General features: G+C 65.5%; 27 protein-coding genes. 12 read left to right on the forward strand and 15 right to left on the reverse strand.

The window, feature by feature from the left end:
- Nucleotides 1-6 precede the first annotated feature (6 nt).
- On the reverse strand, nt 7-1,110 hold the full coding sequence (locus tag M2320_RS00435; protein ID WP_264595610.1) for a DNA recombination protein RmuC: 1,104 nt from the start codon (nt 1,108-1,110) through the stop codon (nt 7-9).
- A 122-nt stretch (nt 1,111-1,232) separates the two neighbouring features.
- On the opposite strand from M2320_RS00435, the gene def reads away from it, so the two are divergent.
- The 5 genes from def to dnaQ are packed head-to-tail and all read left to right on the forward strand — an operon-like array spanning nt 1,233 to nt 4,560.
- Nucleotides 1,233-1,784: a peptide deformylase gene (def, locus tag M2320_RS00440; protein WP_184425984.1), complete on the forward strand. Its 552-nt coding sequence runs from the start codon at nt 1,233-1,235 to the stop codon at nt 1,782-1,784.
- Nucleotides 1,784-2,719 carry a methionyl-tRNA formyltransferase gene (gene fmt, locus M2320_RS00445; RefSeq protein ID WP_264595611.1) on the forward strand — a complete coding sequence of 312 codons (936 nt, stop codon included), beginning with the start codon at nt 1,784-1,786 and terminating at the stop codon, nt 2,717-2,719. The genes def and fmt overlap by 1 nt, the downstream gene beginning before the upstream one ends.
- A 1-nt stretch (nt 2,720) precedes the next feature.
- Nucleotides 2,721-3,458, forward strand: a complete 738-nt coding sequence (gene truA, locus M2320_RS00450; RefSeq protein ID WP_264595612.1) for a tRNA pseudouridine(38-40) synthase TruA — start codon at nt 2,721-2,723, stop codon at nt 3,456-3,458.
- 2 nt (nt 3,459-3,460) lie between these two features.
- On the forward strand, nt 3,461-3,781 hold the full coding sequence (locus tag M2320_RS00455) for an SPOR domain-containing protein (RefSeq protein ID WP_264595613.1): 321 nt from the start codon (nt 3,461-3,463) through the stop codon (nt 3,779-3,781).
- Nucleotides 3,782-3,840: 59 nt separating this feature from the next.
- Nucleotides 3,841-4,560, forward strand: coding sequence for a DNA polymerase III subunit epsilon (gene dnaQ, locus M2320_RS00460; protein WP_264595614.1), 720 nt, complete (start codon nt 3,841-3,843; stop codon nt 4,558-4,560).
- Between the two features lie 60 nt (nt 4,561-4,620).
- On the opposite strand, the gene M2320_RS00465 is transcribed toward dnaQ, so the two are convergent.
- Nucleotides 4,621-5,133 (reverse strand): SH3 domain-containing protein, encoded by a 513-nt coding sequence (locus M2320_RS00465; protein ID WP_184425990.1) that lies wholly within the window; start codon nt 5,131-5,133, stop codon nt 4,621-4,623.
- A 168-nt stretch (nt 5,134-5,301) separates the two neighbouring features.
- On the opposite strand from M2320_RS00465, the gene M2320_RS00470 reads away from it, so the two are divergent.
- The 3 genes from M2320_RS00470 (at nt 5,302) to M2320_RS00480 (ending at nt 7,200) form a co-directional block, all read left to right on the forward strand.
- Nucleotides 5,302-6,297 carry a 2-hydroxyacid dehydrogenase gene (locus M2320_RS00470; protein WP_264595615.1) on the forward strand — a complete coding sequence of 332 codons (996 nt, stop codon included), beginning with the start codon at nt 5,302-5,304 and terminating at the stop codon, nt 6,295-6,297.
- Between the two features lie 152 nt (nt 6,298-6,449).
- A complete protein-coding gene (locus tag M2320_RS00475) occupies nt 6,450-6,869 on the forward strand; it encodes an Hsp20 family protein (protein WP_184425994.1) in 420 nt (139 codons plus the stop codon).
- Nucleotides 6,870-6,933: 64 nt separating this feature from the next.
- On the forward strand, nt 6,934-7,200 hold the full coding sequence (locus M2320_RS00480) for a DUF1150 family protein (protein ID WP_184425996.1): 267 nt from the start codon (nt 6,934-6,936) through the stop codon (nt 7,198-7,200).
- Nucleotides 7,201-7,282: 82 nt separating this feature from the next.
- Here the strand turns inward: M2320_RS00480 and M2320_RS00485 are convergent, their stop codons facing one another.
- Entirely contained in the window at nt 7,283-9,208 is a 1,926-nt protein-coding gene (locus M2320_RS00485) for a potassium transporter Kup (RefSeq protein WP_184425998.1), read from the reverse strand.
- A 129-nt stretch (nt 9,209-9,337) separates the two neighbouring features.
- Here M2320_RS00485 and hrpB point away from each other — a divergent pair, with 129 nt between their 5' ends.
- Complete coding sequence (gene hrpB / locus M2320_RS00490; protein ID WP_264595616.1) at nt 9,338-11,842, forward strand: ATP-dependent helicase HrpB; 2,505 nt, start codon at nt 9,338-9,340, stop codon at nt 11,840-11,842.
- A gap of 9 nt (nt 11,843-11,851) precedes the next feature.
- Here hrpB and M2320_RS00495 read toward each other — a convergent pair whose 3' ends face one another.
- The 3 genes from M2320_RS00495 to M2320_RS00505 are packed head-to-tail and all read right to left on the reverse strand — an operon-like array spanning nt 11,852 to nt 14,512.
- Nucleotides 11,852-13,384 carry a TadE/TadG family type IV pilus assembly protein gene (locus M2320_RS00495; protein ID WP_264595617.1) on the reverse strand — a complete coding sequence of 511 codons (1,533 nt, stop codon included), beginning with the start codon at nt 13,382-13,384 and terminating at the stop codon, nt 11,852-11,854.
- Nucleotides 13,385-13,403: 19 nt separating this feature from the next.
- Nucleotides 13,404-13,961 (reverse strand): TadE/TadG family type IV pilus assembly protein, encoded by a 558-nt coding sequence (locus M2320_RS00500; protein WP_264595618.1) that lies wholly within the window; start codon nt 13,959-13,961, stop codon nt 13,404-13,406.
- Nucleotides 13,961-14,512, reverse strand: coding sequence for a TadE/TadG family type IV pilus assembly protein (locus tag M2320_RS00505; RefSeq protein WP_264595619.1), 552 nt, complete (start codon nt 14,510-14,512; stop codon nt 13,961-13,963). The genes M2320_RS00500 and M2320_RS00505 overlap by 1 nt, the downstream gene beginning before the upstream one ends.
- Before the next feature lie 240 nt (nt 14,513-14,752).
- On the opposite strand from M2320_RS00505, the gene M2320_RS00510 reads away from it, so the two are divergent.
- Nucleotides 14,753-15,298 (forward strand): retropepsin-like aspartic protease family protein, encoded by a 546-nt coding sequence (locus M2320_RS00510; RefSeq protein WP_264595620.1) that lies wholly within the window; start codon nt 14,753-14,755, stop codon nt 15,296-15,298.
- Between the two features lie 101 nt (nt 15,299-15,399).
- Nucleotides 15,400-17,706, forward strand: coding sequence for a methyl-accepting chemotaxis protein (locus tag M2320_RS00515; RefSeq protein WP_264595621.1), 2,307 nt, complete (start codon nt 15,400-15,402; stop codon nt 17,704-17,706).
- A 147-nt stretch (nt 17,707-17,853) separates the two neighbouring features.
- Here M2320_RS00515 and rpmE read toward each other — a convergent pair whose 3' ends face one another.
- On the reverse strand, nt 17,854-18,084 hold the full coding sequence (rpmE, locus tag M2320_RS00520; RefSeq protein WP_155444670.1) for a 50S ribosomal protein L31: 231 nt from the start codon (nt 18,082-18,084) through the stop codon (nt 17,854-17,856).
- 197 nt (nt 18,085-18,281) lie between these two features.
- Between rpmE and M2320_RS00525 the strand changes: the two genes are divergently transcribed.
- On the forward strand, nt 18,282-20,075 hold the full coding sequence (locus M2320_RS00525; RefSeq protein ID WP_264595622.1) for an ABC transporter transmembrane domain-containing protein: 1,794 nt from the start codon (nt 18,282-18,284) through the stop codon (nt 20,073-20,075).
- On the opposite strand, the gene M2320_RS00530 is transcribed toward M2320_RS00525, so the two are convergent.
- From M2320_RS00530 to fba, 8 genes are all read right to left on the reverse strand, one after another.
- Nucleotides 20,041-20,502 carry a GNAT family N-acetyltransferase gene (locus M2320_RS00530; RefSeq protein ID WP_264595623.1) on the reverse strand — a complete coding sequence of 154 codons (462 nt, stop codon included), beginning with the start codon at nt 20,500-20,502 and terminating at the stop codon, nt 20,041-20,043. The two genes, M2320_RS00525 and M2320_RS00530, sit on opposite strands and share 35 nt — an antisense overlap.
- Nucleotides 20,499-21,488 carry a peptidoglycan -binding protein gene (locus M2320_RS00535; RefSeq protein ID WP_184426016.1) on the reverse strand — a complete coding sequence of 330 codons (990 nt, stop codon included), beginning with the start codon at nt 21,486-21,488 and terminating at the stop codon, nt 20,499-20,501. Before M2320_RS00535 ends, M2320_RS00530 begins: the two co-directional genes overlap by 4 nt.
- Nucleotides 21,488-22,366 (reverse strand): flagellar motor protein MotA, encoded by an 879-nt coding sequence (locus M2320_RS00540; RefSeq protein ID WP_184426363.1) that lies wholly within the window; start codon nt 22,364-22,366, stop codon nt 21,488-21,490. Before M2320_RS00540 ends, M2320_RS00535 begins: the two co-directional genes overlap by 1 nt.
- 126 nt (nt 22,367-22,492) lie before the next feature.
- Nucleotides 22,493-23,284 (reverse strand): inositol monophosphatase family protein, encoded by a 792-nt coding sequence (locus M2320_RS00545; RefSeq protein WP_184426018.1) that lies wholly within the window; start codon nt 23,282-23,284, stop codon nt 22,493-22,495.
- 72 nt (nt 23,285-23,356) lie between these two features.
- Nucleotides 23,357-23,965, reverse strand: a complete 609-nt coding sequence (locus M2320_RS00550) for a methyltransferase domain-containing protein (RefSeq protein WP_264595624.1) — start codon at nt 23,963-23,965, stop codon at nt 23,357-23,359.
- A 3-nt stretch (nt 23,966-23,968) separates the two neighbouring features.
- On the reverse strand, nt 23,969-24,862 hold the full coding sequence (locus M2320_RS00555; protein ID WP_264595625.1) for a tetratricopeptide repeat protein: 894 nt from the start codon (nt 24,860-24,862) through the stop codon (nt 23,969-23,971).
- Nucleotides 24,859-25,482, reverse strand: coding sequence for a thiamine phosphate synthase (locus tag M2320_RS00560; RefSeq protein ID WP_264595626.1), 624 nt, complete (start codon nt 25,480-25,482; stop codon nt 24,859-24,861). Before M2320_RS00560 ends, M2320_RS00555 begins: the two co-directional genes overlap by 4 nt.
- Before the next feature lie 221 nt (nt 25,483-25,703).
- Complete coding sequence (gene fba / locus M2320_RS00565) at nt 25,704-26,771, reverse strand: class II fructose-bisphosphate aldolase (protein WP_264595627.1); 1,068 nt, start codon at nt 26,769-26,771, stop codon at nt 25,704-25,706.
- Nucleotides 26,772-26,779 lie beyond the last annotated feature (8 nt).

A 26,779-nucleotide genomic window follows, 5' to 3' on the forward strand; every position in this document is an offset into this window, starting at 1 on the left:
GAAAAGTTACTGCGCCGCCTCCAACCCGCCGCCGCGCGAAAACTCCATACGGTCGATCCGCTCGCCGCTGCGGGCGATCTTTTCCGTCGAGGTGAGGATAGCCGAAATATCCTCCTGCGCCTGCCGGAAATGGCCGTCGAGTTTTTCCACGCGCGTCCGCAGTCGCACAACATCTTCGACCAGACGGCGCGTTTCCGCCTGGATCACATGCGCCTGGTCCCGCACCTGCGCGTCGCGCACCAGCGACTGCAGCACCTGCACCGCCATCAGCAGCAGCGACGGCGACACGATCAGCACCCGCGCCCGATGCGCCCGCTGGATCACATCGTCAAAATGCTCGTGCAGTTCGGCGAACAGGCTTTCGGAGGGCACGAACAGAATGACCACGTCCTGGGTCTCGCCGGGCAGCAGATAGCGCTCTGACACATCCTTGACGTGTTTCAGCATATCGCCGCGCGCCCGCGCCATCGCGATCCTCCGCCCCGCCGGGTCGCGCGCCTCCTTCAGCGCATTGAACGCCTCCAGCGGAAATTTGGCGTCGACCGCCAGAACCTTGTCGTCCCCCGGCAATTTCAGCGCGCAATCCGGCCGCACGCCGGTCGAGAGCGTGTATTGAAACGCATAGGAATTCGGCGGCAGGGCGTCGCGGATGATCGCCTCCATCCGCCCCTGGCCAAAGGCGCCGCGCAATTGCTTGTTGGCGAGCACGTCGCGGAACCCGGCGATCTCCTCGGTGAGATGGGACATGCGCGCTTGCGCCGCATCGATCACGGCAAGACGTTCGTTCAGCGCGCTCAGATTTCCCAGGGTCGCCCGCGCGGAAACCTCCAGCCTCTCATTGACGCGATGAGCGGAGCGGTCGAGCTTTTCGCTGACCACGCGGGCGAAATCCATCTGCCGCCCGCCAAGAATTTCCGCCAGCGTCTGCATGCGCCCGGCCATTTCGGCGTGCGAATGCGCCAGCGCCGCCATTTGCGCGTCAATGTCGCGCCGCCCGCCGCGGGCGATCAAAACCAGCACGAACAGCACCAGCAAGGCGCCGCTCGCCGCCGCCAGCTCCACGGGCGTGACCGGATAAGACATGATCAGGAAGAGTGGCGCATCGCCCATGAACGTCATCGCAACAAAACACCGAACAAAATAAGAACACAAATGATCTTCGATGTAAACGCATTTGACGGCTTGCCCGGCGTCTCTTATCTGAAAAGCAAGCTCGAAAGGTTTTGTTCGTCATGGCGCTCCGTCCCATTCTCTGTCTGCCCGACCCCCGCCTGCGCGCGACCAGCGAAAACGTCGGCGTCGTCGACGACGAGGTGCGCGCGCTGATGGACGATATGCTCGACACCATGTATGCGGCGCCCGGCATCGGCCTCGCCGCCATCCAGATCGGCGTGCCCAAGCGGGTGCTGGTGATCGACCTCGCCAAAAAGGGCGAGCTCCCGACGCCGCTGTTCGTCGCCGATCCCGAAATCATCGAGAAATCCGAAGAGCTTTCGACCTACGAGGAAGGCTGTCTGTCCCTCCCCGAGTATTTTGAGGACGTGCAACGCCCGGCGCGGGTCAAGGTGCGCTATCTCGACCGCAACAACGAGCGCCAGGAAATCGAGGCGACGGGCCTGCTCGCCACCTGCCTGCAGCACGAGATGGACCATCTCGACGGCAAGCTGTTCATCGACCATCTGTCGCGGCTGAAGCGCGACCGCGCCGAAAAGAAGTTTGCGAAAGCGGCCCGCCTCGGCGAACCTCTCGCCCCGCGTGGCCCTGAAATCCGCGAAAAGGTCTGATGCGCGTCGTTTTCATGGGCACGCCGGAGTTTTCTCTGGCGCCGCTCCACGAAATTTTTGACCGAGGCCACGAGATCGTCGCGGTCTATACCCGCGCGCCCAAACCGGCGGGACGGCGCGGTCTTGAGCTGACCCCGTCCCCGGTCCATGCGGCGGCCGAAAAACGCGGCATTGAAGTCCGCACGCCCAAGAATTTTCGCGACCCCGAAGAGGTCGAGGCGTTCCGCGCCCTCAACGCCGATGTCGCCGTCGTCGTCGCCTACGGCCTGATCCTGCCCAAATCCGTGCTGGACGCGCCCAAGCACGGCTGCCTCAATCTCCACGCCTCGCTGTTGCCGCGCTGGCGCGGCGCCGCGCCGATCCAGCGCGCGATCATGGCGGGCGACGCCGAGACCGGCGTCGAGGTCATGCAGATGGAGGAAGGTCTTGATACCGGCCCCATCGGCATGACAGCAAAGCTGGCGATCACCGAAAACATGACCGCCGGCGAGGCCCACGACCAGCTTTCGGCCCTGGCGGGCGGCCTGATCGGCCGCGCGCTCGCAGCGCTCGAGGCGGGCGAGCTGACATTCACGCCCCAAGCCGAAGACGGCGTGCTCTACGCCAAGAAAATCGACAAGGCGGAAGCGCGCCTGGATTTCACAAAACCCGCCGCCGAGCTTCACAACGTCATTCGCGGCCTGTCCCCGTTCCCCGGCGCCTATTTCGAGGCCGATTTCGGCAAGGGTTTTGAGCGGGTCAAAATTTTGAAGTCCGCCCTTACAAAAGGCTCAGGCGCGCCGGGCGAAATTCTCGACGCGGCGCCAACCATCGCCTGCGGCTCAGGGGCCCTCAAATTGGTGGAAGTGCAGCGCGCCGGTCGCGGCGTGGTTTCCGGCGAGGAATTTGCGCGGGGCGCGAAGCTTGCGGCGGGCGCGAAAAAAATCCTCGCCTGACATGCCGCGCTACAAGCTCACCATCGAATATGACGGGACCGACTATGTGGGCTGGCAGAGGCAAGCCAATGGTCTGTCAGTGCAGGAAGTCATCGAAACCGGCCTGAAAAAGATCGATCCCGGCCCCGGCGGCCTGCGCGGCGCTGGCCGTACCGACGCCGGCGTCCACGCCAGCGCCCAGGTCGGCCATGTCGATCTGATCAAGGACTGGCGCGGCGACAAGCTGCGCGAGGCGCTGAACGCGCAGATGCGGCCGGAAAAGGTCGCCATCCTGTTCGCCGAGCAAGTGGCGGACGATTTCGACGCGCGCTTTTCCGCGACCAAGCGGCATTATCTCTATCGCATCGTCAATCGCCGCGCCCCCCTCACCTATGATTTTGGCCGCGCCTGGCTGGTCAAGCGCAAGCTCGACGCCGACGCCATGCACCATGCCGCGCAAGTCCTGGTCGGCCGGCACGATTTTTCCACCTTTCGTGACGCCGACTGCCAGGCGGAAAACCCGGTGCGCACGCTTGAAAAACTGAACGTCTCGCGCGTCGGCGACGAAATCCACGTCTACGCCTCGGCCCGCGCCTTCCTGCACCGGCAGGTGCGCTCCATGGTCGGCTCGCTGGAGCATGTCGGCTCCGGCAAATGGAGCGCCCGCGACCTCCAGGCGGCGCTGGAAAGCTGCGACCGCGCCCGCTGCGGCCAGGTGGCGCCGGCGACCGGTCTTTACCTCATTGGCGTGGATTACTGAACATGCGCTTTGCCGTCGCCTTGCTCGCCCTGATCTCCACCTCCGCCGCCGCCGAACCGCTGAAATGGTATGTGGTGCTGGGCTCGTTCGCCGTGGACAACGACGGCGACCAGGCCGCGGCCGGCTTACGCGACAAAGTCGCGCGCTGCGGCATCGACGCGAGCACGGAATATACCGTCAAAATGCGCGGCCTCCGCCCCGGCTATGTCGCCACCTTCACCGGGCCTTTCCCCGACAAGCGCGCCGCCGAACGCAACCTCGCCTTGGCCAAGAGCTGCGTTCCCGACGCTTATCTCAAACAGGCGGAACAGGGCGGCGAATAGGATTGATCCCACGGCCCGGCTTGCGCATGGTGTCTCCCGGCATCGGGAGATTCGGGCGCATGCGGGAAATCGTCTTTGATACGGAAACCACGGGTCTGAGCCCGGAGACCGGCGACCGCGTCATCGAAATCGCCGCCGTGGAGCTCGACGACTTCAAGCTCACCGAGCGCTATTTCCACGTCTACATCAATCCCGAGCGTGAAATCCCCGCCGGCGCCATCGACGTGCACGGCATCACCAACGAATTCATCGCGGACAAGCCGAAATTCGCCGAAGTGGTCGAGGGTTTCCTGGACTTCATCGGCGACGCGCCGCTGGTCGCCCACAATGCCGAATTCGACTTCCGCTTCCTCAACGCCGAATTGAAGCGCCTGGGAAAGCCGCCGCTCGATCCCGCGCGCATGGTCGACACGCTGGCGATCGCCCGCAGCCGCCATCCCGGCGCCCCGGCCTCGCTCGACGCTTTGTGCAAACGCTACGGCATCGACCTCAGCAAGCGCACCAAGCACGGCGCGTTGATCGACTCGGAAATTCTGGCGGAACTTTATGTCGAACTCAAAGGCGGCAAGCAAAGCTCGCTCAGCCTGCAAGTGGTCAGCGTCGCCAGAGAAAGGGTGGCGCGCGCCGCGCCGACCTCCGTGCGCAAGGAGGAGATTCGCCTCGTCACCGAAGCCGACATCGAGCGGCACCACGCCTATTTCGAAAAGGCCTGGAAAGAAGGGTTTTGGGCCAAATTCGCGGAAGATTCCCTCGCCCCGCTTCAGCGGGGAGAGGGTTAGGGGCGCGAGCCTCGGCGCCGTCCGGAAAGCCCGTTCTCCCCCACAAGCGGCGAAATGGCGCTATTCCACCTTTTCGCCGGGATAAACGCCCCAAAGGTCGTTCTGCTGGATAAACCCGTCAAAGCCCGGCCCATTCACCCGGCACCAGCCCTCGTCGCATTTCTTCACATGGGCGACCACGCCCGGCGACAGTTTCGCCGTGATCGCGGCCTCCTTGTCCGGCTTGGCGCGCAGCGGCAGCGGCGGCGCGTCCTTCTTCCACGGCTGCACCAGCGCGGTGCGCTTGCCCGAGAGCAGCGAGTGCAGCACCCAGCCATCCGACCCCTCGGAATCGCGGATGCGGCGCCATGTCGCAAATTCGGCGATGATCTCCACCGGCAGCCCGGCCCGCTGATAAATCCACTTGGTCGCGTGGTCCTTGGACGGACCTTCGCGCAGGTTCACCGCGCTGGACTTGAGGCTGACATAGCGCGGCAGCGGCAGCCCGGTGACCGAGCCCTTGGCCTGCTGCGCCTGCGCCGGAGCGCCGGCGAGCAGGGCGACGAGGGCGATTGCAGTGATCCGGGGCGACATGGCGGTCTGGCTCTCGACTTTAGGCGGCGGCCCATTGCCTTGCCTTTGCCAAGGCATCTGCTAGGAAGCAAGGACGGGGCGCGGGGTGTATGAATCTGTTGTCGCTCCGCCAGCGTTAAGGATCGGTTTAGCCAAGCTCTCGGAGCGGGCGGCCGGCAGGGGAAGACCATGGGCAACAAGAAACCGCTCGTCATCGTGACCCGCAAATTGCCTGGCGCGGTGGAAGACCGGATGCGTGAACTTTTCGACGCGCGTTTCAACGAAACCGACCGCCCGATGACCCCGGCCGAACTCACCGAAGCCATGGCGACCGCCGACGTGCTGGTCCCCACCATCACCGACCGCATCGACGCGCATCTGATCGCCAAGGCCGGCGACAATCTCAAGCTGATCGCCAATTTCGGCAATGGCGTCGACCATATCGACGTCACCTCCGCCCTTCGCCGCGGCATCACCGTCACCAACACGCCCGGCGTCCTCACCGAGGACACCGCCGACATGGCCATGGGCCTGATCATCGCCGTGTCCCGCCGCCTCGTCGAAGGCGCATCCTCGCTGTCCGAGGGCCATTGGGCCGGCTGGTCGCCGACCTGGATGCTCGGCCACCGCCTGACCGGCAAAAAGCTCGGCATTATCGGCATGGGCCGCATCGGCCAGGCGCTCGCCCGCCGCGCCAAGGCCTTCGGCATGTCGGTCGCCTATCACAACCGCCGCCGCGTCGCCGAGACGATCGAGCAGGAGCTGGGCGCGACCTATTACGATTCGCTCGACATGCTGCTGTCGCGGGTCGACATCGTCTCAGTGAACTGCCCGCACACGCCGGCCACCTATCACCTGCTGTCGCCGCGCCGCCTCAAGCACCTGCGGCCCAACGCCGTGATCGTCAACACCTCGCGCGGCGACGTCATCGACGAGAACGCGCTGGTGCGCATGCTCGAAGCCGGCGAACTCGCGGGCGCGGGCCTGGACGTGTTCTCGCATGAGCCGGCGGTCTCGGCGAAACTGCTGAAGCTTGCCAAGGAAGGCAAGGTGACGCTGCTGCCGCACATGGGCTCCTGCACCATCGAGGGCCGCATCGACATGGGCGAGAAGGTCATCATCAACATCAAGACTTTTGCCGACGGCCACCGTCCGCCGGACCGCGTCCTGCCCTCGATGCTCTGAGCGGAGATCCTGGCTCTGAGCGGAAAGGCCCTGACGCAAGCTGCGCCGGGGCCTTGAAACTTCGCGGGGCCACGGCCATATCCGGGGAGCGGCGAAAGCCGGGGGGCGCTACGGGCCCTCAACGTCCACGAGGCGCCTGAAAGGGCTTCGCAATGTCGCGTCCGACCTTGATGAACTCGCCATTCCTGCTGGGTTTCGATGAAATCGAAAAGGCTCTGGAGCGCGTGACGCGATCGGCGTCCGACGGCTATCCGCCCTATAACATCGAGCGCATCCCCTGCGACGCCTCCGGGCCGGACCGGCTGCGCATCACGCTCGCCGTCGCCGGCTTCAGCCGCGAACAATTGTCCATCACGCTGGAAGAGGGGCAATTGGTGATCCGGGGCCGCCAGCAGGACGACCGGGAGCGCCAGTTCCTGCATCGCGGCATCGCCGCGCGGCAGTTCCAGCGCAGTTTCCTGCTGGCCGAGGGCATGCAGGTTCTGGGCGCCGACCTCGCCGACGGATTGCTGTCCGTCGATCTGGTTCGCCCCGAACCAGAGCGAATCGTTAAGACAATTGAGATCACATAGCGGAGCTGAACTTCAGTCCGCCTAACGCGCGCGTCTCCTTGAGAGCGCTGAAAGGGTGAAGATCATGACCATACGCGAAGTCGAACACGGCCCCGAAGGCTTGACCGCCGACCAGTTGGCCCAACTGGGCGAAGGCGCGATCGCCTATGTCCGCCCGATCAAGTCGGAAGAAGCTCAGGTCCTGTTCCCGCAGATTCGCGGCCTGAAGCCGGGCCAGCAGCTTTATGCGGTGCTGGGCGCGAGCGGCGCGCCGATCCTGCTCGCCGACAGCCGCGACGCGGCGCTGGCCAACGCCTGGGAAAACAAGCTGGCGACCGTCAGCGTCCACTGAGCCCCCATCCGTCTCGCGCTGGTTTCCTTCTCCCCTTGCGGGAGAAGGTGGCCCCGGAGGGGCCGGATGAGGGGTTGACCCCTCAAATCGTCACCTGCGCCCCCAGCTCGACCACGCGATCGCTCGGGATGGAGAAGAAGTCGGTGGCGTTGGCCGATTGCTTCGACAGGGTGACAAACAGCTTGTCCTGCCATTGCGGCATGCCCGAAGCCGGCGACGTTTTCAGCGTCCGTTTCCCCAGGAAGAACGACGTCGTCATAATGTCGAACTTGTAGCCGGCCTTGCGCATCAGGGCCATGGCGGCGGGCACGCGCGGGCTTTCCATGAAGCCGAAATGCAGCGTGACCCGCAAAAAGTCCTCCGAAAGCTTCTCGATCTCGAACCGGTTGGCTTCGGCGACGCGTGGGATCGATTCGGTGACGATGTTCATGATCACCACGCGCTCGTGCACCACCTTGTTGTGCTTGAGATTGTGCATCAACGCGGAGGGCGCGACATTGGGGTCGCCGGTGAGAAACACGGCGGTTCCCGAAACCCGATGCGGCTTGGATTTCTCCAGCATGCGGATCAGGTCGGCGGTGGGGATGGAATCGCGTTGGGTCTTCTTGTGCAGCAGGTCGGTGCCGCGCACCCAGGTCCACATGATCACCATGGCGAACGCGCCCATGGTCAGCGGCACCCAAGCGCCTTCCAGCAGCTTGATGAGATTGGCGATCAGGAAGGACATATCGACGGTGAGGAAGAAGCCGATCACGGGAACGGTCAGCCACAGCGGCCAGCGCCACATCTTCCACACCACGAAAAAGGCCAGGCTGGTGTCCACGACCATGGTCCCGGTCACGGCGATGCCATAGGCATTGGCGAGATTGTCCGAGGTGCGGAACAGGAAGACCAGCAGCAGCACGCCGATCAGCAGCGTCTTGTTCACGCGCGGAACGTAAATCTGCCCCTCCGTGCTGGCGGACGTGTGCTGGATTTCCAGACGCGGCAGCAGGCCGAGCTGGATCGCCTGCCGCGCCAGGGAGAAAGCGCCGGTGATCACCGCCTGCGAGGCGATGACGGTGGCGACGGTGGCGAGCACGACGAAGGGGATCAGCGACCATTCCGGCGCCAGCAGGTAGAACGGGTCCTTGACCGCCTCGGGGTCCTTCAGCACCAGCGCGCCCTGGCCCAGATAATTGCAGATCAGCGCCGGCAGGACGAAGCACAGCCACGCCACCTGGATCGGCTTGCGGCCGAAATGGCCCATGTCGCCATAAAGCGCCTCCGCGCCGGTCACGGCCAGAAACACCAGGCCCAGCGTGACGAACCCGGTGGCGCCGTGGCCGAACAGGAAGCTCAGGCCATAGCGCGGGTCGAAGGCGCTGAGGATGCGCGGCGCGTCCGAAATATGGGCGAGGCCGAGCACGGCGAGCAGGCCGAAGAACACCACCATGATCGGGCCGAACAGCGAGGCGACGCGCGCCGTGCCGCCGCTCTGCACCACGAACAGCCCCACCAGGATGATCACGGCGATCGGCAGCACGAAGGGGTCGAAGGCCGGCGAGGCCGTCTTCAAACCTTCCACCGCCGAGAGCACCGAAATCGCCGGGGTGATCACGGCGTCGCCGGCAAACAAAGCCGCGCCGGTGACGCCGAGCAGGAAGATGATTTTCGAGCCGCGTCCCAGCGACTTGCGCGCCAGCGCCATCAGCGACAGCGTGCCGCCTTCCCCCTTGTTGTCCGCCCGCATCAGAAACGACACATATTTGAGCGAGACGACGATGAACAAGGCCCAGATCAGCAGCGAGACAATGCCGATCACCTCGGATTCGACGACGCCGTCGGACTTCATATGCGCCAGCGCGGTTTTCAGCGCGTAGAGCGGGCTGGTGCCGATGTCGCCGTAGACGACGCCCATCGACCCCAGCATCATCGTCCAGAACCCCTGGTGTTCATGGTGTTCGGGAGCAGCGGACGATGGGGCGTTGGGTTGGGGGGCGGAAGGCTGTACGGCGTCTTGCGACATGAACGCATCCTGGCTTGGCCTGCAGCGGGCCGACCGCGGCGGTCTATAAACGTTTCCGCAACGCGAGAGAAGAGCAAGATTATACGCCGAAAGGTTGAGAACGGCGCCAATTGCTGGCAATAGCCGGCAATGGCCGCTCCGACCCCTTTGCCCATCGACGAAGCCCTGCCGCGTCTGCGAGAAACTCTTGCGGCGCACAATGGATGCATCTTAGTGGCACCGCCCGGCGCCGGCAAGACGACACGAATTCCTTTGGCGCTGTTGCAAGAAAGCTGGCGAGGCGACGGCAAGATCATCGTCCTGGAGCCCCGCCGGCTCGCCGCCCGCGCCGCCGCCGAGCGCATGGCCGACAGTCTCGGCGAGAAGCTGGGCGAAACCGTCGGCCTGCGCGTGCGCATGCAGACGCTGGCGGGCCCGCGCACGCGCATCGAAGTGGTGACCGAGGGCGTGTTCGCCCGGATGATCCTCGACGATCCCGCCCTGGACGGGATCGCCGCCGTCCTGTTCGACGAATTCCACGAGCGTTCGCTCGACGCCGATCTCGGCCTCGCCCTGGCGCTCGACGCGCAGGCGGCGCTGCGGCCCGACCTGCGCCTGCTCGTGATGTCAGCGACGCTCGACGGCGCGCGCGTCGCCGCGCTGCTCGACGACGCGCCCGTCGTCGAATCGCAGGGGCGCGCCTATCCCGTCGAAACCATCTATCTCGGCCGCGACCCGCGCGAGCGCCTCGAAGAGGCGGCGGCAAGGGCGATTTTGCGCGCGCTGGCGGAACAGCCGGGCTCGATCCTCGCCTTCCTGCCCGGCCAGGGCGAGATCACCCGCACGGAATCCCTGCTCAAGGAAAAGCTGCGCGACCAGACCATCGACCTCTGCCCGCTCTACGGCGCGATGGAGCGCGGCGCGCAGGACCGGGCGATTCGTCCCGCCGCGGACGGCCGACGCAAAGTCGTGCTGGCGACCTCGATCGCGGAAACCTCGATCACCATCGACGGCGTGCGCGTCGTGGTCGATTGCGGTTTTTCGCGCGCGCCGCGCTTCGAACCCGATCTCGGCCTCGTCCGACTGGAAACGATCAAAACCTCGCGCGCCGCCGCCGACCAGCGCCGCGGCCGCGCCGGACGCACCCAGCCCGGCGTCTGCTACCGGCTCTGGGAGGAGGCGGCGACGGGCGCCCTGCCAGCCTACGCCCAGCCCGAAATTTTGGCGGCCGATCTCGCCGGTCTCCTGCTCGACCTCGCCGCCTGGGGCGCCCGCGACCCCAACGTCCTCCGCTGGCTCGATCCGCCGCCGCCCGCCGCCACGAGCGAAGCCCGCGCGCTGCTGCAAAACCTCGGCGCGCTGGATTCCGAAGGGGCGATCACGCCGCGCGGAAAAGCCATGCGCAAACTGCCGCTGCCGCCGCGCCTCGCCCGCATGGTGTTGCGGGCCGAAAGCTTTGGCTGCGGCGAACAAGCCTGCGAACTCGCGGTCCTGCTCACCGAGCGCGGTCTGGGCGGCGACGCCGTCGACCTTTTCGACCGCCTCGACCGTTGGACGCGCGAGTCCGGGCAGCGGGCCAAGGACGCTCGCCGCCTCGCCAACGGCTGGAAACATGGCTTGCGCGACGCGGCCAAAACCCTGGGGGAAAAAAGCGAGCCGCGCGAACTCTCGCCGGGCGCCCTGATCGCGTTGGCCTTTCCCGACCGGGTGGCGCGCGCCCGTGGAAAAACCGGCGAGTTCCTTATGGCCAACGGCCGCGCCGCCAGCCTTGAGCCGCATCTGGCGCTGGCGCGCGAAAAATTCATCGCGGTGGCCGAGGTGACCGGCCGCGCCGGCGCCAGCCGCATCCTCGCCGCCGCCGCGCTCGAAGAAGCCGAATTCGAAACCCTGTTCTCCTCCCGCGAGATCGACGTCCGCGTGGAAACCCGTTTCGACGCCGCCAGCGGCGCCCTGCGCCGCCGCGAAATCCGCCGCTACGCCGCGCTGACGCTGGCGGAAAAGACGCTGCCGCTCGAGGGCTCCCCCGAAGAAGCCGCGATTTTGGCCCGCGCCGCCGCCGACCATGGCATCGACCGTCTGAACTGGAGCAAGGGACAAGCGCAATTGCGCGAGCGCGTCGCCTTTTTGCGCGAAGCTTTTTCGAAAGGCGCGGATGGCGAAAACCCCTGGCCCGACCTGAGCGCGGCGGGGCTTTCCCAAGCGCCGGAAGACTGGCTCGCGCCCTATATCGAAGGCTGCGGAAAACTCGGCGACATCGGCCCGGACCAGCTCGACGCCGCGCTGTCGGCCTTGATTCCCTGGGACCTGCAGCGCCGTCTCGACGCCGAGGCGCCCACCCATTTCCAGACGCCGGCCGGCTCCAGCATCGCCCTGGATTATTCCAGCGCCGAGGGGCCGGCGGTTTCCGCGCGGGTGCAGGAATTTTACGGGCTGGCGGACCACCCGAACATCGCGGGTGGAAAAATTCCCTTGACCCTGCACCTGCTGTCGCCGGCGCACCGGCCCATTCAGATCACCCGGGACTTGCCGGGATTCTGGCGCGGCTCCTGGGCGGCGGTGAAGGCCGAGATGAAGGGGCGCTACCCCCGTCACCTCTGGCCCGACGATCCCGCGAGCGCCGCGCCCACGACCCGCGCGAAACCGCGCGGGACATAGGCCTGACGGTCAGTGGGTCAGGCGCGGCGCGGTGGTGACCGCCTTCTGGAACAGATCCGCCAGCGCCGCCTTGATGTCGCCCCCGGTCGTGACCTCGTGGAACAGGGCCGGCGAAGAGGCGCAGGCCTGCAGGTTGGTCGAGACCTGCGAGATGAACGGCTTGACGTGGCTCTTGTACCAGGAGTCCGTCTCGACGGGCTGATAGGTGGTGTAGAGCACGGCGACGCGGATGCCGCGGTTCTTGATCGTGGTGCAATAGGAGGTGTCGATCGGCGCGTGGCAGCGCAGGAACGATCCGTATTTGTTCGAGATCGAAACCGTGTTCCCGCCAACGCAATCGGACGACGAAGTGACCGCCGCATCCACCACGCCATCCGTCACGATCATCAGCACGCCCTGCGGCGTGTCGCCGGACTGGGTGGAGCCATTGCCGGGGGTCGTCATTTCAGCGTTGATCCTGGTCATCGCATAGTTGAAGTCCGTCATGGAGTCATTATTGGGAAGCGAATAGTTGATGCTGTCATTGCCGCTAACATAGCAGCTTCCGCTGGTGTTTTTGGCGAGACCGCCCAACGAAACCGTATTTCTCTGGTCTTTTGACGCGCCGGGATAGACATAGGTTTGCGGGTATTTCCGCGCGGCGTCGGAAAAATCCGCGAGGCAATTGTTCTTCGCCATCAGCGGCGGCGTGAGCGAGGCCACGCTGGCTTGGATGGTGGACACATTGGTATTGGAGTCGGCGGCGATCAGGCTCTGAATCTTGGCGAAATCATAGTTGAACCCGTAAACCGCCATGCGATAGTTCGCGCCACTGAACGACATGGTGCTCTGCGCCGTGGTCGCCACCTGGCTCACGGCGTCGCGCACATTGTCGATGCGCAGGGCGATGCCGGCGTTCTTGGCGAAGGTGTAGCTGTCGATCGTGCCCCAGCCCTTGTACTGCACGGACAGCTCGCTGTCCTTGAAATCGTTCTCGTGACAGGCGAAGGCGCAGCCGGTCTTTGTGATCATGTCACTCACGCCCTGCGCGGTCGCCGGCAGCTCCATCGACGGCGAATTGTCCACCAGCATGTAGAAGTCGATATTGGGCGCGTTGCTGGTCGCCGCCGTGGATTGGATCGGGAAGCTGGTCTGGGATTGCGAAAGCAGCGCGCCGAACATGTTCGTCACGGACGCATTGTAGTTCAGCTGGACCGTGCGCTTGATATAGGTCGATTGCTTGTCGTCCGACACGGTCACGGTCAGTTGCGCGGGATTGTAGGTCTGGCCACGGATCGTCTGCGCCTGGGCCGCGAACATGTTCTGCACCGCCGCCTGCGCCGTCGCCGAGGACTGGGTCAACATCGCCGGCGTCGTGCCGGTCAGCACGGCGGAATCAGCGATCGCGGCGAGTTCGCCGCGCACCTTAGCGGCGCGGGAATAGTCGACGACCGCTGCGAGCCCGATGAAAACCGGAATCGCGGCAAAGGCGAAGATGATGGCGACATTGCCCGCGCGATCGGCGACCAGCGCCTGGCATTTCAGTAACAGTCTTTGTTTCATGGCTTTTCCCCGGATCGTTTCAGCACCCGACGCAGCTGATGCCGGCCGATGTGCGCGGCTGCATGTAGAAGGTGTTGGAAATCGGAACGCTTGTTCCAAAGATGTTTTGCCCGACCGGCAGCGGATAGGCGTAGGTCACCGTCGTATAGATCAACGACGTATTGGGCTGTGCGACGCCCGTCGGCGGTGTAAACGCGGCTCCATTGGTGAGCCCGGTCGCGTTGAGCGCCTTGTTCCAGGTCACGGTGGTCTTTCCGGACCCGTCCGTGGAAAGCTCCGCCACCACGACGGAGAGAATGGGATTGTTATTCGTGTCATTCGCCGGGAAAGGCGCGACGATCTGCGCGGAGGCGTTCAGGATCGTCATCAGCTGGGCGCTGGTGATCGACCCATTGTTGGTGCGCGCCACGAGGTCGCCGACGGTGCGCGCGGCGATCGACACCTTGCGGCTGATGCTCAGCGCCTCGCCGAGCACGAATTCGCCGAACAGGAAGGCGACGGCGATCGGCAGGATCAGGGCGAATTCGACCGCGGCCAGACCGCCGGAATCGCGCCGGAAGCGTTGAAACACCGCCATCAGTAAGACTCCGTCTGGAACACCGCGCTCGCCATCAGCAAGCGGGAGCCGTTGCCGAGCTTCGCCAGCTTCAGCCCCATGATGTCGGGCAGGACGGGGAACTGGTACATCACGCGCAGCACCATGATGTTGCCGGAGGCGCCCATGTTGAATTGCCAGGTGTTGCTGACATTGCCGCTCGCATCGTAGGTCAGCGTCGGCGCGGAGGTGTTCGCGGCGGCGAATGAGGCAGCCGGCTGCAGGTCGACCATGATCTTGGAGCAGGTGAAGAAGGCCGGCAGGTATCCGCAAATCGAGGAGACGAACTGGGCCTGGGTCGGGTTGGCCGTCTGGGTCTGGCCAGTCAGCAGGCTGCGCGACGTCTTCTCGACCGCCGTTTCAAGCTCGTGCTGGGCGAGGAACACCATCGCCACCTCGAAGATCGCGACCATCAGCGCGATGAAGGGCAAAGCGATCAGGGCGAATTCGACAGCGGTCGAGCCCTCCCGCGCCGCCGGAAGGCGCCGGGCGGCGCCCGGCAGACGCAGAAATGCGCGTGGCCTGGGGATCATGGCGTTCTCGTCAATGTTGTGCGCGCTGCTTGGTTGTGCGCGCTGCTTGCGCTTGGAAAGACTGTGGGGGGTGAAATCTTAAAACGCGGGTAATTATCGCAAGAGTTTCGAGACATCCGCCAAATTCAACGCCCAGCGTAAACGCAAGGTCAACATAATCATTAAAATTGAATCATTTACCGTCGCTTGACCTATAGGAGGCACAATCGACCGCAAGTGAACGCGCGCAGGATGAGCAATATGCTTGGTGAAATCTTTAAAATGGCGATGGCGTTGACCTTCGTGTCGCTGTTGACGGTCAGCGCCTTGCGGGATCACTGGTTTTCCCGCTGGTTCCAACCGCAGGCGCCCGCCGCGGCCGCGCCGGCGCCCGCGCCCCAAGCGGCGGCCCCCACGCCGCCGACGCGCTCGAGCTGGGGGCAGGTCGAACTGTCGCCCGACGCCCTGTCGCAATATCGCGCCCGCGTCGAAATCAACGGCGCCCGCATTGACGCGATGGTCGACACGGGCGCCAGCCATGTGTTCCTCACCGCCGAGGATGCGCGGCGGCTCAACATCGATCCGCCCGCCTCCGCCTTCACCTCGCCAAGCCAGACCGCCAATGGCGTTGCGCTGAACGCGCCGGTGCGCCTGCGCGAAGTCCGCATCGGGGACATCGTCGTCTATGACGTGCAGGCCTTCGTCGCCCAGCCCGGCAAGGCGAACATCAGCCTGCTCGGCATGAGCTTTCTGAAAAAGCTGTCGAAATTCCAGGTCGCCGACGGGAAGTTTGTCATGAAACAATGAGTAAGACGATTTCGGACCGGCTGCCGCTCCGGAATTGTTAACTCTGTTAAGGAATCAGCCTGTTTTCTGCCTGTGGGCAACCGCAAGTCCAGGAACCGGCCATGTTTCGCTTCGACCAATTCTCGATTTCCCGGCGCATCGCAATGATCGCCGGCGTGCCCTTCCTGGCGGCGCTCGCCTTCGGCGCCTTCATCCTGCTGCAGGGCGGTCGGGACCTGATCGAAGCGCAGCGGCTCGCGCGCACCGTCGACGTCGGCCCGATGATGGGCGCCTTCGTCCATGAGGCCCAGATCGAACGCGGCCTCACCGCCAGCGTGCTGAAGAATCCCGACGACCCCGCCATCGCCGCCAAACGGCGCGCCCAGATCGAGCGCACCGACGCCGCCATCGGCGTTTTACGCGGCGCGCTCAAGGAGCGCTCCGACGCGGAAACCGGCGGGATTCTGGCGCAACTCGACCGGCTGCCTCAGGTGCGCGGCGAGGTCGACGGCCATCGCCTCAACGCGGACGAGGCCGTGCGCGCCTATACCGAGGTCATCGCCGCCGGTCTGGCGCCCGTCGAGGACATGACCCAACAGGCCAATCTGAGTTCGACCACGCGCGCCATCATCACCTATGGCGCGCTGCTGCGCGCCAAGGAATATGCGGGTCAGGAGCGCGCCCAGGCCTCGCGCGCCTTCTCGCCCTCCGGTTTCGACCCCGACGTCTACCAGCGCTTCGCCGCGCTCGGCGCGGTGCAGGACCAGCAATTGCGCATGGTGCAGCGCTTCGGCGGCGAGACGGTCGCCGCGCCGCTAAAAACCTTCCTCGAGTCCGAGCAGAACCAGGCGGTCGCGGCGCTGCGCAAGACCGCGGAGGCCGCCGCGCTCCACGGCAAGCCCGGCGTCGCCAATCCCGTCTGGTTCGCCGCCGCCACGGCCCGCATCGAGGCGATGAAGGCTCTCGAGGACCGGCTGGCCGCCAACCTGACCCGCGATGTCGCCGCCCAGGCGGAGCGCGCGCGCAACGGCCTCATCATGGCGACGGCGCTGATCCTTGGCGTCGCCGTGACGGTCGCCCTGTTCAGCCGCGCCGTGGCGAAATCGATTTCCGCGCCGCTCGGCCGGATCACCGCGGCCATGTCGGCGCTGACGCTCGGCGACCTCAAGGCCAGCGAGACCGGCGTCGACCCCAACCGCCGCGACGAGATCGGCGTGCTCGCCCGCGCCATGCTGGTGTTCCGCGAAGCCGCCGGCGCGCGCGAACACCTGGAGGCGCAGGCCCGCGCCGAACGCCGCAAGGAGCTGGAGCGGCAGGGGGCGCTGAGCCGTTCGCTGGCGCAGTTCCAGGCCCGCATCGGCGAGGTCGTGGACACGCTCGGACGCGAAACCTCCGACATGAGCGGCGCCGCCGACCTGCTCAACCAGGCGGCGCAGAACGCCGAGCGCGCGGGCGCGCAGGCGCAGGGCGAAGCGACGGAGTCCTCGCAGAACGTCCAGACGGTTTCGGCGGCGGCCGAGGAATTGTCCGCCTCCCTCGTCGAGGTGAGCGGCCAGATCCGCGGCGCCAGCGCCCAGATCGGCCATGCCGCCGAGGCCGCGCGCGGCGCCGATGTCCGCGTCGGCGGCCTCGCCGAAATGGCGGAAAAAATCGGCGCCATCGTCGACGCCATCAGGGCGATCAGCGCGCAAACAAACCTGCTGGCGCTCAACGCCACCATCGAATCCGCACGCGCCGGCGAAGCCGGCCGGGGGTTCGCCGTGGTCGCCGCCGAGGTCAAGACCCTGGCGGGACAGGCGTCCCGCGCCACCGACGAAATCGCCGAGCAGATCGGCGGCATCCAGCGCGCGACGCAAGCCACCGTGGACGACATTCGCCGCATCGCCCGCTCGGTCGAGGAGGTCAATCAGCTCGCCAGCGCGGTGACCACTTCGGTGGAGCAGCAGACGGTGGCGACCGAGGAGATCGCGCATGCGATTTCCTCGGCCTCGGAGAGCACGATGCGCTCCAGCGCCTCGGTCGCGCAAATGTCCGGGATCGTCGCGGAAACCACCCGCGAGGCCTCGCGCGTGTCCAGCGCGACCGGACTGATCAACCAGTCCTCGCACAAGCTGAACGCGGCGCTCGACGAATTTTTGGCGGCCATGGCGCAGGACGTGAGGGACCGCCGGCTCGCGGTGCGCAAATCCTCCACCCAGGGCGTGCTCATCTCCGCCGCCGGGATCGCGGCGAAAACACGCCTGGTCGACATTTCCGACACGGGCGCCCGCGTGGTGGCTACGCCGGAGCTGCGCGACGGCGACCGGCTTGAACTTGAATTCGAGGACCGCGCCCGGATTGCGGCGCAGGTGGTGTGGCTGCGCGACGGTTTTGCCGGATTGCAGTTTGCGGCCCCGATCGCCGCCGCGATCGACCGCTACGCGGCGTAGAGGAAGGGGACTGGATCGAATTGCGTGGACGCGCTTTCTGCATGGGGCGATGCGTAGGGGCGCAATTCGTTCCTGTCCCCGTCACGCTCCACGAGCACAACAAAAAAGGCGGCCAACCGGCCGCCTTTCGCGTTCCTGAAGTCCGGCTTACTTCTTGCCGAAGGACAGGCCGCCGAAGCGCGAGTTGAAGCGCGACAGACGGCCGCCGCGGTCGAGCAGCTGCTGCGAGCCGCCGGTCCAGGCCGGATGGGTCGACGGATCGATGTCGAGGTTGAGGGTGTCGCCTTCCTTGCCGTAGGTCGAACGGGTGAGGAATTCGGTCCCATTGGTCATGACGACCTTGATCGTGTGGTAATCGGGATGAATGTCGGACTTCATGGCTAGACCCTGCGGCTTCGTCCCGTGACGGATCGCCGCCTTGGAACTTTGAGGGCGCGTCGCCGCGCCCAGAAATGAGAGCGCGTCTCCTATACCAGAACCGCCGCGGGAGCAAGCGCAAAGCGCGGTTTCTCGCGGATCGCGCGCCAAAACCTCGGGCGCTGTGTTTTGCCGCGGCCTCGCCTATATAGATTTTCATGACCGACGCACCCCGAAAAAGCTCGCCGCGCGATTCCCTCAAAAATCTTGCCCCCATCCTGCCCTATGCGCGACGGCGCTCCGGCCGCGCCATAGCCGCGCTCGCCGCGCTCATCGTCGCCTCCGCGGCGACGCTGGCGACGCCGCTGGCGGTGCGCGGCATGATCGACAAGGGCTTTGCCGTCGACCATCCCGAGACCATCAATTTCTACTTTCTCGCGCTGATCGCGGTGATCTCGGTGCTCGCGGTCGCCTCGGCCACCCGCTACTACCTTGTGATGACGCTCGGCGAGCGCGTGGTCGCCGACCTGCGCGCCGACGTGTTCGCCCATCTCACCAAGCTCGACCCGGCCTTCTACGACCAGGCGCAAACAGGGGAACTGGCCTCGCGGCTGTCCGCCGACACCACGCAGATCAAGTCCACGTTCGGCGCCACCGCCTCGATCGCCCTGCGCAGCGCGGTCATGCTGGTCGGCGCCATGGGGCTGATGATCTACACGAGCCCCAAATTGTCCATGCTGGTGCTGGTCGGCATTCCCGCCGTGATCCTGCCGCTGTTTGCCTCGGGCCGGGCGGTGCGCGCCCGCTCGCGCGCCGCGCAGGACACGCTCGCCGAAGCCAACGCGCTCGCCACCGAAAATCTTTCGGCGATCCGCATCATGCAGGCGTTCAACGCCGAGCCGACCACGCGCAGCCGTTTCGCCGCCGCCGCCGAGGGCGCGTATGAAGCCGCCCGCGACGCCACCAAAGCCCGCGCGCTGCTCACCGGCTTCGGCATTTTCCTGGCGACCGCGAGCGTCGTCGGCGTGCTCTGGCTCGGCGCCCATGACGTGCTGTCCGGCCGCATGAGCGCGGGGCAATTGTCGCAATTCCTGCTCTACGCCCTGTTCGGCGCTTCCTCGCTCGGCCAATTGTCGGAAGTCTGGAGCGAGGTCTCGGCGGCCGCCGGCGCCGCCGGCCGCATCGCCGAAATTTTAGCGACAAAGCCCGAAATCACCGCGCCCGCGCATCCCCGCGCCCTGCCGACGCCGCCGCGCGGCGAAATCGCCTTCGAAAATGTCAGCTTCGCTTATCCGGGTCGCGCCGACCGTCCCGTCCTTTACGACCTGAGTTTTACGGTCGCGCCGGGCGAAAAGGTCGCCATCGTCGGCCCCTCCGGCGCCGGCAAATCGACGATCTTCCAGCTGCTGATGCGCTTTTACGACCCCGTGGCGGGCGCGGTGCGCATCGACGGGGTGGCGGCGCGCGAGGCCGACCCCACGCAATGGCGCCGCCGCATGGCGCTGGTCCCGCAGGAGGCGGTGGTTTTCGCCTCCAGCGCCGCCGACAACATCGCCTATGGCGCGCCCGGCGCGACTCTCAAAGACATCGAGGCGGCGGCGGAACAAGCGGCGGCGCTCGATTTTTTACGCGCCTTGCCTGAAGGATTGGAGACGCGCCTGGGCGAGCGCGGCGTGACCCTGTCGGGCGGCCAGCGCCAGCGCCTCGCCATCGCCCGCGCCATCCTGAAGGACGCGCCGATCCTGCTCCTGGACGAAGCGACCTCCGCGCTTGACGCCGAGAATGAGGTTTTGGTGCAGGAAGCGCTCGACCATGTGATGCAGGGCCGCACGACGCTGGTGATCGCGCATCGCCTCGCCACGGTGCTGGCGGCGGACCGCATTCTGGTGATGGACGGCGGCCAGATCGTCGAGCAGGGCCGCCACGCGGAGCTGGTCGCCCGCGACGGCCTTTACGCAAGGCTGGCGCGGCTGCAGTTCAACGCGGGGATCGAGGCGCTGGCGGGGGCGTGAAGCGCAGGGTCAGCGTCGGCAAGCCCGACAGCGGGTTAATCCCCTCGCCCTCCCGCACAAATCCCTCGCGGTCGTAAAAAGCCAGAGCGGCAAAATTGTCGGCATTGACCGACAGCCCCAGCCCTCCAGGGCAAGCCGCCTTCGCCTCCGCCATCAGCGCCCGCGCCACGCCCCTGCCCTGTGCGCGCGGCGCCACCGCGATCTGCTCCAGCCATTGTCGAGCGGGATCGAACAGGACAAAGCCCAAAATCCCGTTGTCCTCAGCGACGACGATGCGCGCGCCCTCTTCCGCCGACCGCGCGAACAGCTCCTCCAACCAGGTCGCCCTCGCGGAAAAATCGATGTCGGCGCGGGCCTGCGTCCAAGCCGCGACCCACAAAGCCAAGACCTGCGGCCAGTCGGAGCTGCGAAACGGGCGAAGCCTCACCGCTCCGTGATCTTCAGCTCGATGCGGCGGTTTTTCCGCAGCGCCTCTTCGCTGTCGCCAGGATCGATCGGCTGCTGGTCGCCGAACGCGCCGGCGAGCAGATGGTTTGGCGAAAGGCCCTTGTCGATCAGATATTGCACCACGGCGATGCTGCGCGCCGAGGACAGCTCCCAATTGTTCTTGAAGGCCAGCCTGCGGATCGGGCTTTTGTCGGTGTGGCCATCCACACGAAGCACCCAGGGAATTTCCGACGGAATCTCTTTTTCCACCTCGGCCAGCGCCGTGGCGATCTTGTCGATCTCCGCCTTGCCTTCGGGCGAAAGGTCCGCGCGCCCCTTTTTGAACAGGACTTCGGAGGGCAGCAGAAAGCGGTCGCCAACCACTTTGATGTCGTCGCGATCCCCCAAAATTTCGCGCAGGCGGCCGAAGAAGTCGGAGCGGTACTGGCTCAGCTCCTGAACCTTTTGCGCCAAGGCGACATTGAGCCGCGCGCCGAGATCGGCGATGCGGGCCTGATTGTCCTTGTCCTTGGCCTCCGTGGCCGACAGCGCCTCCTGCACGGCGGCGAGCTGGCTGCGCAGCGCGGCGATCTGCTGGTTGAGCAGGTCGACGGTCGCCTGCGCCTTGGCGGAAAGCTGCTTTTGCGCATCGAGCGCATCGGGCGCGGGACCGGCCGCGGCGGCGGCCGCCAGCGCGTCGCGGTCACGCCGCACCGCGTCGAGCGTGGCGGTGAGCGAGGCGATCTTCTTGGCCGCCACGGCTTTGTCGCCCTTTTCCAGCGTCAGAAGGTCGGTCAATTCCTCGATCTGGCGGTTGAGCTTGGCCAGCGCCTTGTTCTTGCCGCCGACATCGCGCGACAGAAAATATTGCGCCATGACAAAGACGGCGAGCAGGAAGGTGAAGACCAGCAGCAAGGTCGAGAGCGCATCGACGAAGCCCGGCCAATAATTCATCGGCTCGCGCCGACGCGCACGCGACAGCGCCATCAGCGGAGCTCCCTCTCCCGCTTGGCGAACAATTTGTCGAGCGACGCCTGCAGCATTTCCTGCCGCTCGGCCTGCGCCTCCACCCAGTCGCGGATCAATTGCTGTTCCTGGCGCATATGCGCCACCATCGACTGCACGCCGGCAGCGAGATGCTGAATGGACTCGTGGCCATGGCCGGCGGCGGGCGCCTGCGCATCATTCTCCATCACCGCCGACAACCGGTCCTCGAGCTCGGTGAAAAAGCGATTTTGCGCCTGCCCGGCCTGAAGATCGAGGAAGCCCAGAACCAGCGAGCCCGCGAGACCGAACAGCGACGAGGTGAAGGCGAGGCTCATGCCGGACAGAGGCCGCGCCAGCCCGGCCTTCAGGTCGTTGAACAGCGCCGTCATCTCCTGGCCGCCCTGCAGCGAGGCGATCACGCCGCCGATCGAGCCCACCGTCTCCAACAGACCCCAGAACGTGCCGAGAAGGCCGAGGAAAACCATCAAGCCCGTGAGGTAACGCGACGTTTCGCGCGCCTCGTCCAGCCGTGTCGAGAGGGAATCGAGCACATGGCGCAGCAGGCTTTGCGTCACCTGCACATTGCCGCGCGCGGAAAAAATGCGCGCCATCGGGGCGAGCAGCCGGGGCTCGCGGTCGGGATCGCCGTTGACCCAGGCGATCTCGCGATAAAGCCGCGCCACCTGCGTGACCGCGAGAACGATGCCGAACAGCTCCAGACCGAGGATCAGCCCGTTGAGGCCGGGATTGGCGAAAAAGGCGGTGGTGACCTGCTTGTGCAAGATCAGGCCGACAAAGCCGACCAGAATAAGAAACACCGCCATCCTGACGAGGAAGATCGTCGGCGTTGACAGGCGGTAGGGGTCGCTCGACTGCATAAGCGCGCTCTCCACTCGAGTCTCCACGAAGCCAAGGTGGCCACCGCACAGCTCGAGATCAAGTTCAAACGTTATGGCGCCAAACGCATCTTCTCCGCTTATTCCGCGCCAGACTGATCCACAGCTTTACGCCTTCTTAAGGAGGTCAAGCAATTGCCGATGGATAAATTCGTTACCGGCGCACACACCGCCGGTTGTGAGCATGTTCGGGCCGCCATCGGCGTCGGAGACATAGCCGCCGGCCTCGCGGACCAGCAGCAGGCCCGCCGCCATGTCCCAGCTTTTCAGGCCGCGCTCCCAATAGCCGTCGAAACGTCCGGCGGCGACATAGGCGAGGTCGATGGAGGCCGCGCCGAACCGGCGCACGCCGCCCGCCCGGGTCATCACGCTGGACAGTTCAGCTTTGAATTTCGGGTGAATTTTGGCGTTGGCCAGCGGCGGAATGCCGGTGGCGATCAGCCCCTCGGCCATGTCGCGGCGCACGGCGACGCGGATGCGGCGGTTGTTGTAATAGGCGCCGGCGCCTTTTTCCGCGACGAACAGGTCGTCGGTCGCCGGATTATAGACCAGGGCGGCGACGATCTGCCCCTCGCGCTCCAGGCCGATGGAAATGGCGAAAATGGGCAGGCCGTGCAAAAAATTGGTGGTGCCGTCGAGCGGATCGATGTGCCAGACGTGGCTCTTGTCCGAGCCTTCGACCACGCCGCCCTCCTCGAGCACGAAGCCATAGCCCGGACGCGCCTTGGAAAGCTCCTCGAACAGGATTTTTTCCGATTTCTTGTCGGCCATGGTGACGAAATCGCCCGGGCCTTTCACGGAGACCTGGAGGTTCTCGACCTCGCCGAAATCGCGCTTCAACCCGCGCCCGGCCTTGATGGCGGCGGCGGTCATGACATTCATCAGGGCGGAGTTGATCATGGGGAGTCCGAGGGATTGAACGAAAGTTGGGGGTGTGTGCCAAGGGCGGGCGGCCGCGTCAAGGACATTGGCTCACGGCGCCCTTGCGACAACATAGATCCAGTCGGCATGGGCGCGGTTCATCCGCGCCTCCTCGATCGACCAATCGGCAAATCCGGCGGCGCGCAGCACGGGCGCGAGCTGTTCGGCGCGCCAGTAGCAGAAATAGCGGGGCGCGCCGAGTTTCGCGCTCGACCAGCCCTCGCCCTCGCCGCCCTTCAGGCTGAAGGCGAAGCGTCCGCCGGTGACGAGCGCGGCGCGGGCCTTGTCGAGCACGCGCGCAAATTGCGCCCGGTCGAAATGCAGCAGCACGGCATTGGCGAGGATCAGGTCATAGGCGCCGGCGAAGGCGTCGGTCAGCACATTGAACAGACGCGCGTCAAAACCGCGGGCAAAAAGCTCGGCGACAAAGCCCGGCGTCGCGTCAGTGCATTCGACAGCGAAGCCTTTCGAGGCGAGATAAGCGGCGTCGCGGCCGAAGGCGCTGCCGAGTTCGATGATCCGCGCCGAGGGCGACAGGCCGTCTAGGGCGCGATCCATCCATTCTTGCGGCGGGCCGCTCACCGCATGCGCGGTCCCCTCGACATAGGCGCGGACGTTTTCGTCATAGGCGCGCAAGGTTTGGTCGTTGGAGCCGGGCATGGGCTATTTTCCGAGATAGACTTTGAGCGCCTGTTCGACCTTCTTGCGCTCGTCGGGCGTCAGCTTGTTGGATTCGCCATCGAGCCGCGGGTCGCGCAGCCCGGCGGAGGCGGCCAGAATATTCCACTTGGCCGCCTCGACGCGATCCTGCTTGAGCCCGCGCCCGGCGAACAGAATGCGCGCCAGGCGGTTCTGCGCCACGGGATTGTCGCGATTGGCGGCGCGAACAAGCCATTTCGCCCCGCCTGGCTCGTCGGCGGGAACGCCGTCGCCGTTGAACAGCAGGATGCCATATTCGACCTGCGCCGCCAGAAAACCGCCCTCCGCCGCTTTCTTCAACCAGAACGCGGCCTGTTGCGGGTCCTTTTCGACGCCCCGCCCCTCGCGATAGAGCAGGCCCAGCGAATAGGCGGCCTCGGGATCGGCCAGCTCCGCCGCGCGGCGAAAATCATCGGCGGCCTTGGAAAAATCGGCGGCGACGCCATTGCCTTCGAGCGCCAGAATGCCGAGCTGCAGCCAGGCGCCGGCATGGTTCTGCACCGCCGCCTTTTCCAGCAGCGCGCGGGCGCCCGCGACATCGCGCGGAACGCCCTTGCCGGACAGTTTCGACAGGGCAAGCGCGACTTGCGCGTTCTTGTCGCCTTCCGCCGCCGCGAGCCGGTACCAGCGCAGCGCCTCCGGCATGTTCTGCGGCACGCCGAGCCCCTGCGCCTCCAATTCCGCAACCAGGGTCATGGCGGCGGCGTCGTGGGAATTTTTTTCGAGACGCTTCATCGCCTCGGCGAAGGCGGTCTGGTAATAGCCGCGCTGATAGGCCCCGAAGGCCAGATCCGGCGCGTCGGCGCGCGCGGGCGCGGCGGCGATCAGGAACAGCAGCGTCGCGGCCCAAAATCTCACGCGGTCGGCTCCATGGCGTCGATCACAGCCTGCGCCGCCGCGATTGTTTCGGGCGCGTCGAAAAAGCTTTCGCCGAGCCCCAAGAACTCGGCGCCGGATTTCGCCAGCGCCTCCACCTCTTCCGGCGCATGGGCGACGCCGACGCAGGGAACGTTGAAAACCTCCGCCCACCACGAGGTCCATTCGAGCGTGACGGCGGCGTCATTGTCCTGGGCGTCGAGCGCGCCGAACAGCAGGTAATCCACGTCGGTCTCGCCGGCGCCCATGGCGGCGTCGCGGGTGTCCAGTTCGCCCGCGCCGACGATGCGGTCGGGCTTCAGCCGCTCCAACGCGTCCTCAAAATTTTCGCCTGCGCCGGTGATATGGGCGCCGTCCAGCCCGGCGCGTCCCACCAGTTGCGCATCATCAAGCGCCAAAGCGGCGGCCTCCGCCTGCTGAATGATCGGCGCCAACAGCTTGGCGATTTTCTTCCGCGCCCCCTCGTCCGCCGTGCCGAAGCGCAGCAGTACGCAGGCGACATCGCCAGAGGCCAAGGCTTTCTCCAGCTTGGGAGCAAAATCCTCCGCCGAGGCGAGAAGCGGAGAGATGAGATAGAGACGCGGGCGGATGAAGTCAGTCATTGAGGCTCAAACTTGAGGCCGTCATTGCGAGCGGAGCGAAGCAATCCACGGTTCGCGCCAGCCGCAGGATGGATTGCTTCGCTCCGCTCGCAATGACGGTATGAAAAGCGATCCCTCGATCGCGGGGCGCGTTCCCACGGCGAGGCTTTACACCGGCAATTGACGGCAAAAATGGGGCCGCGGCAAGCCGCGACCCCATGCACAAAGTTTCAAAGCGAAGCTCAGGCCGATTTGGGGGCGAGTTCGCCGGAGGCGTAGCGCTTTGCCATTTCGCCGAGCGTGAACACTTTCTTGATCTTCGACGCCTGTCCCGCGGTGTTGAACTCCTGCATGCGCTGCTTGCAGATCTTCTGCATCGCGTCGCTCGCAGGCTTCAGATATTTGCGCGGGTCGAACTCGGCCGGGTTTTCCGTCAGAACTTTGCGGATCGCGCCGGTGATGGCCATGCGGTTGTCGGTGTCGATGTTGATCTTGCGCACGCCGTGCTTGATGCCGCGCTGGATTTCCTCGACCGGCACGCCCCAGGTCTGCGGCATCTTGCCGCCGAACTTGTTGATAATGTCCTGCAAATCCTGCGGCACCGAGGACGAGCCGTGCATGACCATGTGCAGGCCCGGCATTTTCTGGTGGATTTCCTCGATGACATGCATCGCCAGAATGGCGCCGTCGGGCTTGCGGGTGAATTTATAGGCGCCGTGCGAGGTGCCCATGGCGATCGCCAGCGCGTCAACGCCGGTGGCCTTCACAAACTTGATAGCCTCGTCGGGATTGGTGACAAGCTGGTCGTGCGACAGCTTGCCTTCAAAACCGTGGCCGTCTTCCTTCTCGCCCTCGCCGGTTTCCAGCGAGCCGAGCACGCCGAACTCGCCCTCGACGGAAATGCCGCCGAGATGGGCCATGTCGGTCACATATTTGGTGATGTTGACATTATAGTCCCAGTCGGCCGGGGTCTTGCCGTCTTCCTTGAGCGAGCCGTCCATCATCACCGAGGTGAAGCCGGCCTGCATGGCGGTAAAGCAGGTCGCCGGACCATTGCCATGGTCCTGGTGCACGCAGATCGGAATCTGCGGATAGATTTCGACGCAAGCGTCCATCATGTGCTTGAGCATGACGTCGTTGGCGTATTGGCGGGCGCCGCGCGACGCCTGGATGATCACGGGCGCGTCGAGTTCGGAGGCGGCGGCCATGATGGCGAGCGCCTGCTCCATATTGTTGATGTTGAAGGCGGGAACGCCATAGTCATGCTCGGCGGCGTGGTCGAGCAGTTGGCGCATTGTAATACGGGCCATAATCTTTC

This window comes from Rhodoblastus acidophilus, from assembly GCF_025961575.1.
Lineage (GTDB): Bacteria > Pseudomonadota > Alphaproteobacteria > Rhizobiales > Beijerinckiaceae > Rhodoblastus > Rhodoblastus acidophilus_C.

Bases quoted from the DNA above. Each gene is read 5' to 3' on its own strand.
- M2320_RS00515 (WP_264595621.1), top strand. From the start codon at position 15,400: ATGTTTCGCTTCGACCAATTCTCGATTTCCCGGCGCATCGCAATGATC.
- M2320_RS00550 (WP_264595624.1), bottom strand. From the start codon at position 23,965: ATGCCCGGCTCCAACGACCAAACCTTGCGCGCCTATGACGAAAACGTC.
- fmt (WP_264595611.1), top strand. From the start codon at position 1,784: ATGCGCGTCGTTTTCATGGGCACGCCGGAGTTTTCTCTGGCGCCGCTC.
- M2320_RS00535 (WP_184426016.1), bottom strand. From the start codon at position 21,488: ATGGCGCTGTCGCGTGCGCGTCGGCGCGAGCCGATGAATTATTGGCCG.
- M2320_RS00480 (WP_184425996.1), top strand. From the start codon at position 6,934: ATGACCATACGCGAAGTCGAACACGGCCCCGAAGGCTTGACCGCCGAC.
- M2320_RS00560 (WP_264595626.1), bottom strand. From the start codon at position 25,482: ATGACTGACTTCATCCGCCCGCGTCTCTATCTCATCTCTCCGCTTCTC.
- M2320_RS00510 (WP_264595620.1), top strand. From the start codon at position 14,753: ATGCTTGGTGAAATCTTTAAAATGGCGATGGCGTTGACCTTCGTGTCG.
- M2320_RS00465 (WP_184425990.1), bottom strand. From the start codon at position 5,133: ATGTCGCCCCGGATCACTGCAATCGCCCTCGTCGCCCTGCTCGCCGGC.
- M2320_RS00470 (WP_264595615.1), top strand. From the start codon at position 5,302: ATGGGCAACAAGAAACCGCTCGTCATCGTGACCCGCAAATTGCCTGGC.
- M2320_RS00495 (WP_264595617.1), bottom strand. From the start codon at position 13,384: ATGAAACAAAGACTGTTACTGAAATGCCAGGCGCTGGTCGCCGATCGC.
- dnaQ (WP_264595614.1), top strand. From the start codon at position 3,841: ATGCGGGAAATCGTCTTTGATACGGAAACCACGGGTCTGAGCCCGGAG.
- M2320_RS00545 (WP_184426018.1), bottom strand. From the start codon at position 23,284: ATGATCAACTCCGCCCTGATGAATGTCATGACCGCCGCCGCCATCAAG.
- rpmE (WP_155444670.1), bottom strand. From the start codon at position 18,084: ATGAAGTCCGACATTCATCCCGATTACCACACGATCAAGGTCGTCATG.
- M2320_RS00540 (WP_184426363.1), bottom strand. From the start codon at position 22,366: ATGCAGTCGAGCGACCCCTACCGCCTGTCAACGCCGACGATCTTCCTC.
- M2320_RS00435 (WP_264595610.1), bottom strand. From the start codon at position 1,110: ATGGGCGATGCGCCACTCTTCCTGATCATGTCTTATCCGGTCACGCCC.
- M2320_RS00455 (WP_264595613.1), top strand. From the start codon at position 3,461: ATGCGCTTTGCCGTCGCCTTGCTCGCCCTGATCTCCACCTCCGCCGCC.
- M2320_RS00475 (WP_184425994.1), top strand. From the start codon at position 6,450: ATGTCGCGTCCGACCTTGATGAACTCGCCATTCCTGCTGGGTTTCGAT.
- def (WP_184425984.1), top strand. From the start codon at position 1,233: ATGGCGCTCCGTCCCATTCTCTGTCTGCCCGACCCCCGCCTGCGCGCG.
- M2320_RS00505 (WP_264595619.1), bottom strand. From the start codon at position 14,512: ATGATCCCCAGGCCACGCGCATTTCTGCGTCTGCCGGGCGCCGCCCGG.
- truA (WP_264595612.1), top strand. From the start codon at position 2,721: ATGCCGCGCTACAAGCTCACCATCGAATATGACGGGACCGACTATGTG.
- hrpB (WP_264595616.1), top strand. From the start codon at position 9,338: ATGGCCGCTCCGACCCCTTTGCCCATCGACGAAGCCCTGCCGCGTCTG.
- M2320_RS00525 (WP_264595622.1), top strand. From the start codon at position 18,282: ATGACCGACGCACCCCGAAAAAGCTCGCCGCGCGATTCCCTCAAAAAT.
- M2320_RS00485 (WP_184425998.1), bottom strand. From the start codon at position 9,208: ATGTCGCAAGACGCCGTACAGCCTTCCGCCCCCCAACCCAACGCCCCA.
- M2320_RS00500 (WP_264595618.1), bottom strand. From the start codon at position 13,961: ATGGCGGTGTTTCAACGCTTCCGGCGCGATTCCGGCGGTCTGGCCGCG.
- fba (WP_264595627.1), bottom strand. From the start codon at position 26,771: ATGGCCCGTATTACAATGCGCCAACTGCTCGACCACGCCGCCGAGCAT.